Origin of the sequence: Streptomyces sp. NPDC006798, assembly GCF_040635975.1 — a bacterium.
Lineage (GTDB): Bacteria > Actinomycetota > Actinomycetes > Streptomycetales > Streptomycetaceae > Streptomyces.
In genome coordinates, this window is sequence record NZ_JBEYIS010000004.1 from 174,700 (window position 1) to 190,875 (window position 16,176).

The following is a 16,176-nucleotide window of genomic DNA, read 5'->3' on the forward strand; positions in this document are numbered from 1 at the left end:
CCGGGTGGGACCGTCCCGGTCGTACGCGAAGAACGTCCTGCTCGTGATCGTCTTCTCACCTTTCACGTGCGGACGGAACGACGGAGGGCCCCCGCGAGGACATGACTCGCGGGGGCCCTTCCGTGCGCCCGGGGCCCGGGCTGCCGCCGGTCAGAGGTTGGAGAAGTCCGGGTCGGCCGTCCGGGTGCGCTTGATCTCGTAGAAGCCGGGGGTCGAGGCCACCAGCAGGGTGCCGTCCCAGAGCCGGGCCGCCGCCTCGCCCTTCGGCGCGGGGGTGACCACGGGGCCGAAGAAGGCGATCTGCTCGCCGTCGGCGCCGGGGACGGCGATCACGGGGGTGCCGACGTCCTGGCCGACCTTGTCGATGCCTTCCTGGTGGGAGGCGCGGACCTCGGCGTCGTAGGTGTCGCTGTCGGCGTACTCCAGCAGCTTCGCGGGGAGCCCGGTGTCCTTGAGCGCGTCGGCGATCGCGTCCCGGGTGGCGCCCCGGCCCTCGTTGTGGAAGCGGGTGCCGAGGGCGGTGTAGAGCGGGCCGACGACCTCCTCGCCGTGCTGGGCGCGGGCGGCGGTGACCACCCGTACGGACGCCCAGGCGTCCTTCAGGGCCTCCTGGTACTCCTCCGGCAGCTCGTCCAGTTTGTCCTCGTTGAGCACGGCGAGGCTCATCACATGCCAGCGGACCTCGATATTCCGGACCTTCTCCACCTCCAGGATCCAGCGGGAGGTCATCCACGCCCAGGGGCAGAGGGGGTCGAACCAGAAGTCGGCGGGCGTTCTGCCGTTGTCGGACATCGTCTCTCCTCACCAGGGACCGGCGCTTCGCGCGCGGTGCTGCCGTCCACGGCGACAACAAGGTCGGTGACCGGCCGATTCCCCCCGGTACCGCCGGTTCGGGCGCATGGGAGGATCGGGCCGTTGGACCGAGACACGAAGGAGTGCCCGTGCCGGGTGAGAATCTGTCCCGCGACGAAGCCCGCGAGCGGGCCGAACTGCTGTCCGTCGACGGTTACGAGGTGGCGCTCGACGTCACATCGGCGACCGCCGGTGCCGGGGAGGGCGGTCCGGGTGGCGACGGCGGGGGTCCGCTGACCTTCCGCTCCGTGACCACGATCCGCTTCCGCTCGGCCCGGCCGGGCGCGAGCAGCTTCGCGGATCTGGTGGCGCCCGCCGTCACCGCCGTCAGCCTGAACGGCGAGCAGCTGGACCCGGCCGAGGTCTTCGACGGGGCCCGGATCAGGCTGGACGGCCTGGCGGCGGAGAACGTGCTGGTGGTGGACGCGCAGTGTGCGTACAGCCGGACCGGTGAGGGTCTGCACCGCTTTGTCGACCCGGAGGACGGCGAGGTCTATCTCTACACCCAGTACGAGCCCGCCGACGCCCGCCGGGTCTTCGCCAACTTCGAGCAGCCCGACCTCAAGGCGCCGTTCCGGTTCGAGGTGACCGCGCCCGAGGGCTGGACCGTGTGGAGCAACGGCGCCGGGGAGAAGGACGCCGGGGACGGGGTCTGGCGGTTCGCGGAGACCCGGCCGATCTCCACGTACATCACGGCCGTGGTGGCCGGTCCGTACCACTACGAGACCGACCTCTACAGCCGGATCCTCTCCGACGGCACGGTGCTGGAGATCCCGCTGGGAGCGATGTGCCGCAAGGGTCTCGCCCGGCACTTCGACGCCGACGACGTCTTCCTCGTCACCAAGCAGGGCCTGGACTTCTTCCACGAGCGGTTCGACTTCCCGTACCCCTTCGGCAAGTACGACCAGGCGTTCGTGCCCGAGTACAACATCGGCGCGATGGAGAACCCGGGGTGTGTGACCTTCCGGGAGGAGTTCATCTTCCGCGGCAAGGTCACCCAGGCGTCGTACGAGCGCCGCGCCAATGTGATCCTGCACGAGATGGCGCATATGTGGTTCGGCGACCTGGTCACCATGGTCTGGTGGGACGACCTGTGGCTGAAGGAGTCCTTCGCCGACTTCATGGGGTCGTACGCGATGGTCGGCGCGACCCGCTTCACCAACGGCTGGATCACCTTCGCCAACAACCGCAAGGCGTGGGCGTACCGGGCCGACCAGATGCCGTCGACGCATCCGGTCACGGCGGACATCCGCGATCTGGAGGACGCCAAGCTCAACTTCGACGGGATCACCTACGCCAAGGGCGCCAGCGTGCTGAAGCAGCTGGTCGCCTATGTCGGCGAGGAGGCGTTCCTGGAGGGGTCGCGGCGCTACTTCCAGCGGCACGCGTACGGGAACACCCGGCTCTCCGATCTGCTTTCGGTGCTGGAGGAGGTGTCCGGGCGGGACATGTCCGCCTGGTCGCGGTCGTGGCTCCAGACGGCGGGAGTGAACTCCCTGACGCCGGTCGTCACCTCTGACGCGGGCGGCCGGATCACCGAGCTGGCGATCGTCCAGGACCCGGGAACCGTCCGGGGCGAGGAGGGCGTACCGCGGCCGCACCGGGTCGCCGTCGGCCTCTACCGGCACGAGGACGGGGAGCTGGTGCGGTACGCCTCCGCCGAAGCGGACGTGGTCGGCGCGCGGACCGTCGTACCGGAGCTGGCGGGGTCCGAGCGCCCGGCGCTGGTCCTGGTCAACGACGAGGACCTGACCTACTGCAAGATCCGCTTCGACGAGGGGTCGCTGGCCACGCTCCGGGAGCGGCTGGGCGACGTCTCCGACCCGCTGGCCCGGGCGCTCTGCTGGTCGGCCCTGTGGAACCTGACCCGCGACGCGCTGATGCCCGCCCGGGACTTCGTGGACCTGGTACTGAGGTTCGCGGGCCGCGAGTCCGACATCGGCGTACTCCAGATGCTGCACGCCTGGACGCGGATCGCCCTGACGCACTACGCGGCCCCGGCGTGGCGCGAGGAGGGCGGCCGGCTGCTGGCCCAGGGCGCGCTGCGGGAGCTGCGGCTCGCGGAGCCCGGCGGCCAGCACCAGCTGACCTGGGCCCGGTTCTTCGCCGCGGTCGCCGACTCGGCGGCCGATCTGCAACTGCTCGACGGGCTGTTGGAGGGCACGGCGAAGATCGACGGCCTCGATGTCGACCAGGAACTGCGGTGGGCGTTCCTGGAGCCGCTGGCCTCCCACGGCGTCGCCGACGCGGAGCGGCTCGCGGCCGAGCTGGCCCGGGACGACACCGCGTCCGGGACCCGCCACCACGTCCGCTGTCTCGCCGCCCGGCCGTCGGCGGCCGTCAAGGACGAGGCGTGGGCCCGGGTCGTGGAGTCCGACGAACTCTCCAACGCCCTGGTCGAGGCGACGATCTCCGGCTTCGTCCAGTCCGGTCAGCGGGAGCTGCTGGCGCCGTACGCGGCGAAGTACTTCGCGGCGATCGAACGGCTCTGGGGCGAGCGGAGCATCCAGATCGGGATGGACGTCGTCTCCGGCCTCTTCCCGGCGCTCCAGGGCGAGAGCGCCCGGGTCGCGGCGGAGGAGTGGCTGGCCGCCCACGAGGACGCGGCTCCGGCCCTGCGGCGACTGGTCCTGGAGTCCCACGACGACCTGGTCCGGGCGCTGGACGCGCAGCGGAAGGACGCGGCGTCGGCGTAGCGCGTAGCGCCTTCCGCGGGAGCCTCGGGGTTCACGGGCCGCGGCCGTCCTCGGTGGACGGCCGCGGCCCGGCCGCGTCTGCGGGCTCGCGCGAAGGTCCCGGCGGGGCGAGGGGGCAGTCCGTCCGCGGACCGTGGAGGGCTGGTCGCGCGGTTCCGCCCCCTATGCCTTCGGCAATGGGGGGACCCCCAGCGCCTCGGCCCTCCACAGCGCCGACCCAAATACCCGGGCCGCGCCCGGCGACCTGGTGTCGTCGGCGGACTGCTGACCACCTGTGGCTTGACGCGCAGTTCCCCACGCGCCTAAACGCTCTCCCCGGCGCCGCCCCTGGAAGCGGCAAGCGCCCGGCGGAAACATGGGGCGCCCCTGTTATGACCTGGACAGGAGAACGGCCGTGAAGAGGGCCGGGGGCAGGAGGAGGCTCACCAGGTGGGAGATGGCCGCGCGGGGGAGGCGGAGCACGGCGAAGAGCAGGAGGCCGCCCGCAAGCCAGCCGAGGTACACCTGGCCGGCCAGCCGCTGGGCCGCGTCGGCGTCCTGGCCGTCCGAGAGACCGGTGCCGATGATCATCAGGAAGAGCCAGCCGCAGAGCAGCGGATTTCCCATCACGACCAGCCCGGCCACCAGGGGGTCGGCGGCACGGGCCCGGCGGAACATTCCGTACGTCCCGTCGCCGCCGGGGACTCTCGCCATCTCGTCCATCCGGTCAGCCTGCGGGGCGCCCGGCGGCCGGGCACGAGTACGGGTACTCACTTCGGCGAACGGCACGCGCCGGGGCGCATGGGGGTGATGGGCCGGACGGGGGTACGCGGGGCGGACTTTAGGGCAGGGGCGTGCCGGGTTGGCGACGGGGGTGTAACAGGGGATATCGCGCGGGGGCGGGCCGGGCATCCCCCTCGCATGACTCCCCATACCCCCCTCTCCGGTTCCACTTTTTCCGACCCCTCCGGCTCATCCGGCTCCTCCGACGTCCATGACCGTGTGCTGTCCGCCGCCGAGTTGCGGGAGCGGGGCGTCACCGGGGCGCGGCTCGCCGCCCGGTGCCGGGCGGGCGGGCCGTGGCAGCCGCTGCTGCCGGGGGTGTATCTGCTGCGCCGGGGTGTGCCGACCGGCGCGGAGGTGCTGCGGGGTGTCCTGTTGTACGCGGGCCGCCCGCCGGGGCGGACCGGCGGCGCGGGGCGGCCGTACGGGGACGCCGTACTCACCGGGGCCGCCGCCCTCGCGCTGTACGGGTTCGGCTCCGTACCGCCGCCGGAGGAGGCCGGTACCGTCGACGTCCTGGTGCCGAGGACGCGGCGGCTGCGGTCCACGGGGTGCGCCCGGATCGTCCGGACCGCCGCTCTGCCGGAGCCGGTGCCGGTCGGCGGGCTGCCGGTCGCCCCGGTGGCGCGGGCCGTCACGGACGCCGTGAGGGTCACGGCGGACGCCGCCGCCGTACGGCTGCTGGTGACCGAGGCCGTCGGCGGTGGTCACTGCGATCCGGCGACCCTGGTCGGGGAGTTGGAGCGGGCCGGGCTGCTGCGCCGCCCGTATGTGCTGGACGCCGTACGGACCCTGCTCGCGGAGGGCCGGTCACGGGCCGAGGAGCGGCTGTACGCGCTGGTGTACGCGTTCGGGCTGCCCGAGCCGCTGTGGAACGTGGAGCTGCGGCTGCCCGCCGGGCCGGGGCTCGGGCCGGTCGACGCGTACTGGCCCGAGCGGTCCGTGGCCGTCGTCCTCGACGTATCGCCGGGCGGCGACGGCGGTCCGGGGCGGGACGGCGACGCGGGCTGGGCGGCGGGCGTCCGGCGGCGGGAGCATCTGGAGCGGCTGGGGATCACCGTCGTACCGCTGACGCCGAGGAAACTGCGGGACTGGCCGGAGCAGCAGGCCGTGGTGGTGGGGACGGCGCTGGCGGCGGCGGAGGACCGGGAGCCGCCCGCGTATGTGGTGGTACTCCCCCGCTGAGCCGGACGCGCGGGGGTACCGCAGGTCCGGCGCGGCACCCCCGGCGGACAGAACGCCCGGTGGCCGCGATATCCGAACGACCGGGGCGCTCCGGGGCGGATCGGACCTCTAACCGATCCCCCGTCAGCCAGAGCGACGCTTTTCGGCCGCGAACCCCAGCGGCCCCGTATGTCACCGGCATGGTGCCCCGCGTAGACGGCGCGTGTCACCTGGGACAACTCTCCTTTTCCGCCCCCTTTTTCCTCTTGACGGAACCCCTCCGACAACGGTTTTCTGCCATGGTCACATCACTTTGTCCGAACGCTCTCCCCAAAACACCATCTCGTACGCAAGGCTGAGCGGTCGTCCGATACCGAAATCCGGACCGATGACCAGTGTTGCCATCAGCCAGGGAACCGTTCATTCACCCACAGGGATGCCGATGACCCCCGAACCCCAGAGCCCCATATCCGGAGGCTCCGCCACCGGGCGGAGACGCGCGGCCCGGATCGCCGCCGCGGCCTCGCTCGTGACCGCCCTCGTCGCCGCGGGCACCGTACCCGTCTTCGCCGCCCCGGCGGATGCCCCGGTCGACACCAAGCCCTCCGCCCCGGCCGGTGCCAAGGCCGTCGAGCCCGCCGAGAAGAAGCTCGGCACGGCCGATGTCGAGCTCCTCGCCGAGGCCGAGGCCAGGGGCGAGAAGCAGATCACCGTGATGATCGCCACCGCCCCCGGCGCCACCGAGGCGGTCGCGGCCCAGCTCGGCGCCGTCGACGGCGCGATCGTCGGCAAGACGTACGACCGGCTCGGCTACGTCCGGGCCACCCTCCCCACCAAGCACGCCGAGAGCGCTCTGCGGACCGCCGCGAAGCTGCCCAGCGTGCACGGGATCGACCTCCGGCACGAGGTGAAGCTCGACGACCCGACCCCGGGCGCCGACACCGTCAAGGCGGCGGCGGGCCAGACCGGGAAGCAGGTCCGCGGCTACCCGGCGCCGGACGCGAACACCCCCGCGAAGAACCCGTACAACCCGTCCTTCGAGACGGGCGCGGTCGACTTCGTGAAGAAGAACCCGAAGTACGACGGCCGCGGGATCACCATCGGCATCCTGGACTCCGGCGTCGACATCGCGCACCCCGCCCTGCAGAAGACCACCACCGGCGAGCGCAAGATCGTCGACTGGGTCACCGCGACCGACCCCGTACTCGACGGCGACGGCACCTGGCGCCAGATGCGGACCGAGGTGACCGGTCCGGGCTTCTCCGTCAACGGCCGCGCCTACACCGCGCCCGCCGGGACGTACAAGTTCAGCGTCTTCGCCGAGGCGATCACCAGCACCGGCGACATGGCCGGTGACCTCAACCGGGACGGCGACACCACCGACACCTGGGCGCTGCTCTACGACGCCGCCGCCGGGACCGTCCGGGTGGATCTGAACAACAACGCCGACTTCACCGACGACACGCCGATGAAGCCGTACAAGGACGGCTTCCAGATCGGCTACTTCGGCCAGGACGACCCGGCGACGGCGATCGCCGAGCGGATCCCGTTCGTGATCGAGCTGCGCAAGGACGTCGTCTACAACGCCGCCGGCGCCAAGGCCGACTATGCGGGCATCGGCATCATCGAGGGCTCCCACGGCTCCCACGTCGCCGGTATCACCGCCGCCAACGGGCTCTTCGGCGGCAAGATGAACGGTGCGGCGCCCGGCGCCAAGCTGGTCTCCTCGCGGGCCTGCTCCTGGGGCGGCGGCTGCACCAACATCGCGCTCACCGAGGGCCTGGCCGACCTGGTGATCAACCGGGGCGTGGACATCGTCAACATCTCCATCGGCGGTCTCCCGGCGCTCAACGACGGCAACAACGCCCGTTCCGAGCTGTACAACCGGCTGATCGACACCTACGGCGTCCAGCTGGTGATCTCCGCGGGCAACGACGGCCCCGGCACCAACACCCTGGGCGACCCGGGCGTCGCCGACAAGGCGATCTCCGTCGGCGCCTCCATCTCCAAGGAGAGCTGGGCCGCCAACTACGGGTCGCTGGTGACGAAGAAGTACCAGATGATGCCGTTCTCGTCGCGCGGCCCCCGGGAGGACGGCGGCTTCACGCCGACCGTCACCGGGCCCGGCTCGGCGATCCAGACCACCCAGACCTGGTCGCCCGGCGGCCCGGTCCGCGAGGCGGGCTACCAGCTGCCGCCCGGCTACTCCATGATCCAGGGCACCTCGATGTCCTCGCCGCAGGTCGCGGGCGCGGGCGCGCTGCTGCTCTCGGCCGCCAAGCAGCGGGGTATCGACCTCACCCCGGCGAAGCTGCGGACCGCCCTCACCAGCACCGCGGACAAGATCCCCGGCGTGAAGGCGCACGAGCAGGGCGCCGGTCTGATCGACACCGTGGATGCCTGGGACTCCATCAAGGACGGTGTCGGCGCCCATGAGTACACGGTCAAGGCGCCCGTCGACACGGCGATCGACTTCGCCCTGAAGACCCCCGGCTTCGGTACCGGTCTCTACGACCGCGAGGGCGGCCTCAAGGCCGGTCAGTCCCGGACGTACGACATCACCGTGACCCGGACCACCGGTCCGGACCGGGCCGTCTGGCACGAGCTGGACTGGCGGAACAACGACGGCACCTTCCGGCTGCTGACCGGCAAGTGGGTCAAGCTGCCGCTGAACCAGCCGGTGACCGTGACCGTCCAGGCCAAGCCGAGGACGGACGGCGTGCACAGCGCCATCCTGGAGGCCGACGACCCGCGCACCGAGGGCGTCGACAAGCAGATCATGGCGACCGTGGTGGTCTCCACGCCGCTGGCGGCCCCCTCGTACGCCTTCTCGGCGTCCGGCTCGGTCGAGCGCAACAGCCACCGCTCGTACTTCATCACCGTCCCGGAGGGCGCGAAGACCCTGGAAGTCGCGCTCGGCGGGCTGGCGAAGGACAGCCAGACCCGGTTCATCTCCATCCACCCGTACGGGGTGCAGATGGAGGACAGCGCCACGATCTACTGCTACCCGAACTACCCGAACCCGTCCAACACCTGCCGTCCCGACCTGCGCTCCTACCAGGAGCCGGCGCCGGGCGTCTGGGAGATCGAGGTCGAGTCGCGGCGGACCTCGCCGCTGCTGGACAACCCGTACCAGCTCGACGTCACCCTGCTGGGCGCCGACTTCGCCCCGGCCGTGCAGACGCTGCCCGAGGTCAAGGTCGGCACCCCGGCCCCGGTCGAGTGGACCGTGACCAACAAGATCGCCCCGATCGACGGGCGGCTCGAAGGCGGCTCCCTGGGCTCGGCCAAGGTGAACCGGCCGACGATCGCCGAGGGCGAGACGCAGCAGACCACGGTCACCATCGGTGCCGGGGTCGAGCGGCTGGACGTCGCCATCGGCAACACCTCCGACCCGAGCGCCGACCTCGACCTGTCCGTCTACAACCAGGCGGGCCAGCGGGTCGCGGTCGCGGCGGACGCGGACTCCGAGGAGGCCGTGAGCCTGGAGAAGCCCGCCCCGGGCACCTACCGGATCGTGGTCGCCGGGTACGCGGTCGCAGCGGGCGGCACCCAGTACGACTACCGCGACGTCTTCTTCTCCCCGGCGCTGGGGCAGATCAAGGTCGACGGCAACCAGCCGGTCCGGCTGGGCACCGGTGAGTCGGCCAAGGTCGGCGCACAGGTCCTGGTCGCGGGCGCGGCCCCCGAGGGACGGCAGTTCTTCGGTGACGTACGGCTGGTGAACGGCCGCGGCACCGCGGCGGGCACCGGCAGTGTCGTGATCGGGTCCGTCGTCCCGTAACGCGTCGAAGGTGAAGGCCGTCCACCACGGACGAGGAGGGGCGGGCACCCGGCGGGTGCCCGCCCCTTCGCCGTACCCGGGGCCGGTGGTCGTGCCCGGTGGGCCGGTTTCGCGGTGCCCGGGCCGGTGGTCGTGGCCCCGGCTGGTCAGGCCGGGGCCCGTACCCCCGTATCCCCGCTCCCCCGTTTCCCTCGTTCCCCCGTTCCCGTCCGCCCGTTGTCCGGCTCAGCCCCTTCCCGGGCAGACGAGTTCTTGTTCCTCCGACAGGATCCGGTCGATCCGGTCCCGGCCCTCGGGGACATCGGCGTCGAGGTAGTAGAGCGGCTGCTGGTCCGGCTCGGAGGGGACCACCACCAGCATCCGCGAGCCGGTCTTCACCTCCGGCTCGGCCCCGGCCGGGAACACCACCCGCTCCCGCCTCGGCCCCTGCCCCGGTTTGAGACGGGTGTCGACGTCGAGGGTGACGGTGAACCGGCCCGGCCCGTCCGCGCCGTCGGCCTCTTCCGTCCCGGCCGCGACGACCGTGCCCTCGGCGATCAGCCGGGCGCAGGCCGCCGCCTCGGCGGGGGCGAGTTTCGCGGCGGATCTCCCGCTCGATTCGTCCCCGGGGTACGCCTCCTTCTCGGCGGCGGTGTCGGACGCCGAGAGCGTGCCACCCGGGACGGCTTCGTAGTACTGGACCAGGGCGGCGGCCCCGAGCAGGGTCGCCAGTACGGCGGCGGTGGCGGCCAGGGCCAGCACGGTCCGGCGGCGCCCGGGCCGCCCGGACCCCGCGCCGGGCCGGGCCGGCCGGGTCCGGAGCCGTAGCGGCCGTACGGTCCGCCCGGCGGCGGGCTCGTCGGACACCGGCGCGGCGGGGGCGGCCGGGACCGCGGCCGCCACGGCCTCATCGGCCCCGGTATCGGCATCGGCTACGAGCGCCCCGCCGATCAGCTTGAGCTGCTCCGCGAGGACCGCCATGTCCCGCGCGGCGCTCCCGGCCGCCGCGTCGCCCTCCGGTACGGGCTCCCCCATCAGGACGGCCATCAGCGCGTCCCCGTCGGGCCCGGTGCCGTCGGCTCCGGTGCCGTCGTCGTATCCGTCGCGCATCTCACACCACCTCGTCCGTACGGAGCCGTTCGCGCATCGCCCTGGCCGCCGAGTGCAGCCTGCTCTTCACCGTGCCCTCGGGCACCCCCAGCTCACGGGCGATCTGCGGCACGGTGAGATCCGCGTAGAACCGCAGGACGAGTACCTGCCGCTGGGCGGACGGCAGACCGTCGAGCCCTTCGGCGACCGCCAGCGCCAGCAGCCGGGCCTCCTGGCCGCCCTGGCTCTCCGGGTTCCAGACCTTGAGGGCCGCGAGCCGGGCGGCGGTCCGCTCCAGCCGTCCCCGGGCCCGGTGCCAGTCGGCGGCCAGGTTGGAGGCGACCACGGCGGCCCAGGCGCCTACGTCCCTCGGCGGCTCCTGGCCCCGGGCCCGGCGCTCCAGCAGCCGGAGCCGGATCTGCTGGACCCCGTCCTGAAGATCGGACCTCGGCACCCCGCCGAGCGCGAGCACCGCGCACACCCGGCTGACCTGTGCCGGGGCGAGCGGGTCCACTCCGCCGTCCGCAACCGCCAAGGCTTCCTCCCCCTACCGCGCTGTCGCGTTTCCTCTGTGACGCGGGAAGCGGGTGAAACGTTCGACGGCGGATTTTCCGGGAGCCGGGGGGAGGGACGGGAGTGTTCGAAGCGTCACACATTCCACACCCCGACATGACACGACAATGGACTGGACAAGTCGGCCGGGGGCACACGCATCATTGAGCGGCAGCCCGGAACGTACGCAGAGGAGTATCCGTGAGGGTCGGAATCGTCGGAGCCACCGGTCAGGTCGGCACAGTCATGCGCAGGATCCTCGCGGAGCGGAAGTTCCCGGTGGACGAGCTGCGGCTGTTCGCCTCGGCCCGTTCGGCGGGGTCCACGATCTCCTGGGAGGGCCGGGAGATCACCGTCGAGGACGCGGCCGTCGCGGACTATTCGGGCCTCGACATCGTGCTGTTCTCGGCGGGCGGCGCGACCTCCCGCGCGCTGGCCGAGAAGGTCGCGGGCCAGGGCGCGGTCGTGATCGACAACTCCTCGGCCTGGCGGATGGACCCCGAGGTCCCGCTGGTGGTCTCCGAGGTCAACCCGCATGCGATCAGGAACCGCCCCAAGGGCATCGTGGCCAACCCGAACTGCACCACGATGGCCGCCATGCCGGTTCTGAAGCCGCTGTCGGAGGAGGCGGGCCTGCTCACCCTGGTCGCCACCACGTACCAGGCGGTCTCCGGCTCCGGAGTCGCGGGCGTGGCCGAGCTGGACGGCCAGGTCAAGGCGGTCGCGGAGCAGGCCACCGAGCTGGCCCACGACGGCGCGGCCGTCGCGTTCCCCGAACCCGGTGTCTACCGGCGGCCGATCGCGTTCAACGTGGTACCGCTCGCGGGCAACCTCGTGGACGACGGCTCCGCCGAGACGGACGAGGAGCAGAAGCTCCGCAACGAGTCCCGCAAGATCCTCGAACTGCCCGGTCTCAAGGTCTCGGGTACCTGTGTCCGGGTCCCCGTCTTCTCCGGCCACTCCCTCCAGGTCAATGCCGGTTTCGCCCGGCCCCTGGGCGTCGAGCGGGCCCGTGAGCTGCTGGCGGACGCGCCGGGCGTCGAGCTGTCCGAGATCCCGACGCCGCTCCAGGCCGCGGGCCGGGACGCGTCGTACGTGGGCCGGATCCGGGTCGACGAGACGGTGGAGAACGGGCTCGCCCTCTTCCTCTCCAACGACAACCTCCGCAAGGGCGCGGCGCTGAACGCCGTCCAGCTGGCGGAGCTGGTCGCGGACGAGCTGTCCGAGAAGAAGTAGCAGCGGCGTACGAGCAGGGCCCCCGGGGATTCCCCCGAGGGCCTTCTCCTGCGCCCGGGGCACCGGGTGGCGGGTGCCCGGCGGTCAGCCCGCGACGGCGGGCGGGCGGTGGCGTGATCCGGCCAGCGCCGCCCAGGCCAGGAAGAGCAGCCCGCCCGCGAGGAGGAGCGGCGCGGGCAGCGCCCAGAGGTCCGTCGCCGCGCCGCCCAGCGCCGCGCCGAGGGCGATGGACGCGTTGAAGACGCCCGCGAGCAGCCCCGACACCGCCTCCCTCGCCCCCCGGCCGCCGGGCGCGGCCAGCAGCATCCAGGTCTGGGCGGAGACCGAGACACCGCCGTACGCCAGCCCCCACACCACCAGCAGCGCCACGGTGAGCGGCGCGTTCGACCCGGTGACGGCGAGCAGCCCGGCGACGGCGGCGAGGGCCCCGGAGACCGTCAGCAGGGCCCGGTGCGGCGAGCGGGCCGCCGCAGCGCCGCCGAGGAAGTTCCCGGCGACGCCCGCGACCCCGTAGAGCAGCAGCAGTCCGCTGATCGCGCCGGTGGCCAGGCCGTCGACGCGTTCCAGGACGGGCCGGACATAGGTGTACGCGGCGAAGTGCCCGGTCACCAGGAAGGCGACCGCCACCAGTCCGGTGCGGACGGCGGGGGTGCGGGTCAGGGCCGTCAGCTCCCGGGGACGTACGGCCCGTTCGGCGGGGAGCGGGGGCAGCAGCGCGCCGACGGCGGCGGCGGTCGCGAGGGCCAGCGCGGAGACGGCGGCGAAGCCCCACTCCCAGCCCGCGAGGTCGCCGACGAGGGCGCCCGCCGGTATGCCGAGGACGGAGGCGACGGCGATCCCGCTGAAGACGGTCGCGGTGGCGCGGGCCGCCGCCCCGGCCGGGACGAGCCGGTGGGCCAGTCCGGCGGCGATCGCCCAGACTCCGCCGACGGCGATGCCGACCGCGATCCGCGCGGCGAGCAGGACGGGTAGTCCGCCGTAGGCGGGGGCGGCGGCGGAGACCGCGTTGGCGGCGGCCAGCAGCAGGAGGAGTCCGCGGAGCACCCGGCGCCGGTCGGCCCGGCCCGCGACGGCGGGCAGCAGCGGGGCCGTGACGGCGGCGGCGAGTCCGGGAAGGGTGACGGCGAGTCCGGCGGCGCCTTCGGAGACCCCGAGTCCTTCGCCCATCGGGCCGAGGAGTCCGACGGGCGTCATCTCGCTGGTGACGACGGTGAAGGTGGCGGCGGCGACGGCGAGTACGGGGGCCCGGCCGGCCCGGACGACGGAGCGGCCGGGGGGCGCGCTCGTGGGGAGGTCGATGGTCATGACACCAGCCTTCGCCGGGGCGGGCGCGGTGGACAACGGCGTTCCCGTCATCCTTCGCCGCCCCTGCGGAAGGTGTCGTTCCGGGTTCCCGCCCGCCCAGTAATGGACCGTACGATTCAAAATAGTGATACCGTCCACGCATGGCCCGACCGAGGACGTTCGACGAGGACCGGGCCCTGGACGCGGCGATGCGCACCTTCTGGGAGAAGGGCTACGAGGCCACTTCGACCCAGGACCTGTGCGACGCCACCGGACTGGGCCGCAGCAGCATCTACAACACGTTCACCAGCAAGCACGACCTCTTCGAGCGGGCCCTGATCCGCTATATCGAGCTGATGACGGGCCGGCAGCGGCGGATTCTGGAGCGGCCGGGCCGCTCGGGGGGCGAACGGATCGCGGATCTGCTCGCCGAGGTCGTCGACGGCGAGACGGAGCACCGGGCCGGAGGGCGCGGGATGGGCTGTCTCACGGTCAACACCACCATCGGCATGGCCGGGCGCGACCCCGGGACCGCCGCCGTACTCGCCCGCGATCTCGCGGTACGGCTGGCCCTGCTGCGGGCGGCGCTGGAGGACGGGCGCCGGGACGGCAGTGTCACCACGGCGCAGGACGCGGGCGCGCAGGCCCGGTTCGTCAACGCCGCCATCGCGGGCATCCGGGTGGCCGGGCAGGGCGGCGCCGACCGGGCCGCGCTGGAGTCCGTCGCCGAGGTCGCCCTGGCCGCGCTGGCTCCCTGACACCCCCGGCCGTACGGCGACCCGCACCCGGCACCCGGCACCCGGCGCCCGGCACCCGAGAGCCGACTCAAGACCGACAGACCGACCGAGCGAGCGCCGCCACCGAAGACCCACGGGCATCGCCCGGGCCTTCGCATGCCCAAGTTTTGGACTGAGCAGTACATAACTCTTCCCGGAAGGAGCACCACCGTGCCCCGTGCCGTTTACGTCCTGGCGCTCGGCATCTTCGCCATGGTGACCAGTGAGTTCGTGGTCGCCGGTCTGATGCCGCAGATGGCCGACGGACTGAACGTCTCCGTATCGCGGATCGGATTCCTGATCACCGCCTTCGCGGTGGCCATGACGGCGGGCGGGCCCTTCCTGGCCCTCGCGCTCACCCGGCTGCCGCCGCGTACCGCCCTGATGGCGCTGTTCGCCGTCTTCCTCGCGGGCAACGTCCTCGCCGCCGTCGCCACCGGCTACCCCGCGATGCTGGCCGCCCGGATCGTCACCGGCGTCGCCGCCCAGGCGTTCTTCGGGATCGCCCTCTCCCTCGCCACCCAACTCACCCGGCCCGAACTCCGCGGCCGGGCGATCGCCGTGGTGATGAACGGACTGATGCTGGGCACCCTGCTGGGGCTGCCGCTCGCCACCGTGGCCGGCGAACGGTACGGCTGGCGGGCCGCGTTCTGGGTCATCTCGGGACTCACCCTGCTGGCCGCGGCCGTCACCCCGTTCGGCGTACCCCGCACCCCGCGCCCCGCGGCCACCGGCGGGCTCCGCCGCGAACTGCGTGCACTGCGCCGCCCCCGGCTGCTGCTCACCCTCACCACCAGCACCTTCGTCATCGGTGCCACCTTCTCGGCGTTCAGCTATCTCAATCCGATCCTCACCGAGGTCACCGGGTTCGACCGGGGCGCCGTACCGCTGCTGCTGATCGCCTACGGCGCCGCGACGGTGGTCGGCAATACCGTCGTCGGACGGCTGGCGGACCGGTACGCGCTCCCGGTCCTGACGGCCGGGCTGCTGCTGAACCTGGCCTTCCTGACCGGCTTCGCCCTGCTCGCCCATCTCCCGGTGCCCGCCGTCGCCCTGCTGATCGGGGTCGGCCTGGTCGGCGTCACCATGAACCCGGCGATGGTGACCCGGGTCCAGCGGGCCGGTAATACCGGCCCCCTGGTGAATACCGTCCACTCCTCCTTCATCACCTCCGGTGTGATCATCGGCTCGGCGGTGGGGGCGGTCGTCATCGAGGCATGGGGGCTGCGGGCGCCGCTCTGGCTCGGGGCCGCCCTGGCCGCCGCCGGGCTCGCCACCCTGCTGCCGGAGCTGCCGGCCCGCCGGTCGGCGGCGCACGGCCTCCCGGCGGGCCGGGAGCGGGCGGCGGGTCACGCGCCCGGGGCCGGGGCCGGCTCCGGAGCCGCACCCGGGCCCGGGGCCGATCGCGTGCCGTGCCCGGTCGGCGGACCCGGCCCGGCGGACGGCCCGGTCAGCGGCGGATCTCGTACTGGAAGCAGCCGAACTCGGCGAACCTGAGGTGCGCCAGGACGACCGCCGGATCCTCGAACGCCTCGTCCAGCGCGGCGTCGAGGCCGCCGTCCGGCGCGTCCGTCAGCTCCAGCAGCCGCCCACCGGCGATCCGGCCCCGCGCGTCATAGCGCCGGAGCACCCGGACGGCCCCCGGGCGGAGGAACGGATAGCCCTGGTCACCGGCCGGTCCGCCGCACTCGGCCGCATGGATGTAGACGGGCCCCTGCTCGTCGTAGGCGCCGGGTTCGGCGCCCCGTTCGGCGGCCCAGCGGCGCAGTGGGGCGTACGAGACCAGGGCGAGGCTCTCGCCGGGACGGCCGCGGCGCAGACAGCAGCGGAGCGGGGCCCCGCCCTCCCCGTCGGTGAACGGCACGGCGGGGCGTCCGGCGTCGTCCGTGCCGCGCAGGGCGGCGAGGACGGCCGGGGCGATGGGCAGCGGGCGGTGGCGCGGTCCGGCGGCGGACGGTTCCGGCGCGCCGTCCGGGGTACCCGGGGTGCCGGGTACCGGCGT

General features: G+C 73.2%; 12 protein-coding genes. 6 read left to right on the forward strand and 6 right to left on the reverse strand.

The genetic code is table 11. From position 1 onward, the window contains the following. Window positions 1-150 precede the first annotated feature (150 nt). Window positions 151-792 (reverse strand): DsbA family protein, encoded by a 642-nt coding sequence (locus ABZ714_RS04210; RefSeq protein WP_358823581.1) that lies wholly within the window; start codon window positions 790-792, stop codon window positions 151-153. Window positions 793-941: 149 nt separating this feature from the next. On the opposite strand from ABZ714_RS04210, the gene pepN reads away from it, so the two are divergent. Beyond that, on the forward strand, window positions 942-3,548 hold the full coding sequence (pepN, locus tag ABZ714_RS04215) for an aminopeptidase N (RefSeq protein ID WP_358823582.1): 2,607 nt from the start codon (window positions 942-944) through the stop codon (window positions 3,546-3,548). Window positions 3,549-3,917: 369 nt separating this feature from the next. Here pepN and ABZ714_RS04220 read toward each other — a convergent pair whose 3' ends face one another. After that, window positions 3,918-4,250, reverse strand: coding sequence for a hypothetical protein (locus ABZ714_RS04220; protein ID WP_358823583.1), 333 nt, complete (start codon window positions 4,248-4,250; stop codon window positions 3,918-3,920). A 198-nt stretch (window positions 4,251-4,448) separates the two neighbouring features. Here ABZ714_RS04220 and ABZ714_RS04225 point away from each other — a divergent pair, with 198 nt between their 5' ends. Both ABZ714_RS04225 and ABZ714_RS04230 read left to right on the forward strand, forming a co-directional pair. Continuing rightward, window positions 4,449-5,495, forward strand: coding sequence for a hypothetical protein (locus tag ABZ714_RS04225; protein WP_358823584.1), 1,047 nt, complete (start codon window positions 4,449-4,451; stop codon window positions 5,493-5,495). A 415-nt stretch (window positions 5,496-5,910) separates the two neighbouring features. Further along, window positions 5,911-9,258, forward strand: coding sequence for a S8 family serine peptidase (locus ABZ714_RS04230; RefSeq protein WP_358823585.1), 3,348 nt, complete (start codon window positions 5,911-5,913; stop codon window positions 9,256-9,258). A 225-nt stretch (window positions 9,259-9,483) separates the two neighbouring features. On the opposite strand, the gene ABZ714_RS04235 is transcribed toward ABZ714_RS04230, so the two are convergent. Continuing rightward, window positions 9,484-10,347: a hypothetical protein gene (locus ABZ714_RS04235; protein WP_358823586.1), complete on the reverse strand. Its 864-nt coding sequence runs from the start codon at window positions 10,345-10,347 to the stop codon at window positions 9,484-9,486. Between the two features lies 1 nt (window position 10,348). Further along, window positions 10,349-10,861: a sigma-70 family RNA polymerase sigma factor gene (locus ABZ714_RS04240; RefSeq protein WP_358823587.1), complete on the reverse strand. Its 513-nt coding sequence runs from the start codon at window positions 10,859-10,861 to the stop codon at window positions 10,349-10,351. Window positions 10,862-11,079: 218 nt separating this feature from the next. Between ABZ714_RS04240 and ABZ714_RS04245 the strand changes: the two genes are divergently transcribed. After that, window positions 11,080-12,114: an aspartate-semialdehyde dehydrogenase gene (locus ABZ714_RS04245; RefSeq protein WP_358823588.1), complete on the forward strand. Its 1,035-nt coding sequence runs from the start codon at window positions 11,080-11,082 to the stop codon at window positions 12,112-12,114. An 84-nt stretch (window positions 12,115-12,198) separates the two neighbouring features. On the opposite strand, the gene ABZ714_RS04250 is transcribed toward ABZ714_RS04245, so the two are convergent. After that, the gene (locus ABZ714_RS04250; RefSeq protein WP_358823589.1) at window positions 12,199-13,419 is read right to left on the reverse strand and encodes an MFS transporter; all 1,221 of its coding nucleotides are present in this window, start codon (window positions 13,417-13,419) and stop codon (window positions 12,199-12,201) included. Window positions 13,420-13,559: 140 nt separating this feature from the next. Here ABZ714_RS04250 and ABZ714_RS04255 point away from each other — a divergent pair, with 140 nt between their 5' ends. Then, complete coding sequence (locus ABZ714_RS04255) at window positions 13,560-14,156, forward strand: helix-turn-helix domain-containing protein (protein WP_358823590.1); 597 nt, start codon at window positions 13,560-13,562, stop codon at window positions 14,154-14,156. Between the two features lie 189 nt (window positions 14,157-14,345). After that, window positions 14,346-15,671: an MFS transporter gene (locus ABZ714_RS04260; protein ID WP_358823591.1), complete on the forward strand. Its 1,326-nt coding sequence runs from the start codon at window positions 14,346-14,348 to the stop codon at window positions 15,669-15,671. Here the strand turns inward: ABZ714_RS04260 and ABZ714_RS04265 are convergent. Next, window positions 15,625-16,101, reverse strand: a complete 477-nt coding sequence (locus tag ABZ714_RS04265; RefSeq protein WP_358823639.1) for a DUF1203 domain-containing protein — start codon at window positions 16,099-16,101, stop codon at window positions 15,625-15,627. The two genes, ABZ714_RS04260 and ABZ714_RS04265, sit on opposite strands and share 47 nt — an antisense overlap. Window positions 16,102-16,176: the final 75 nt, after the last annotated feature.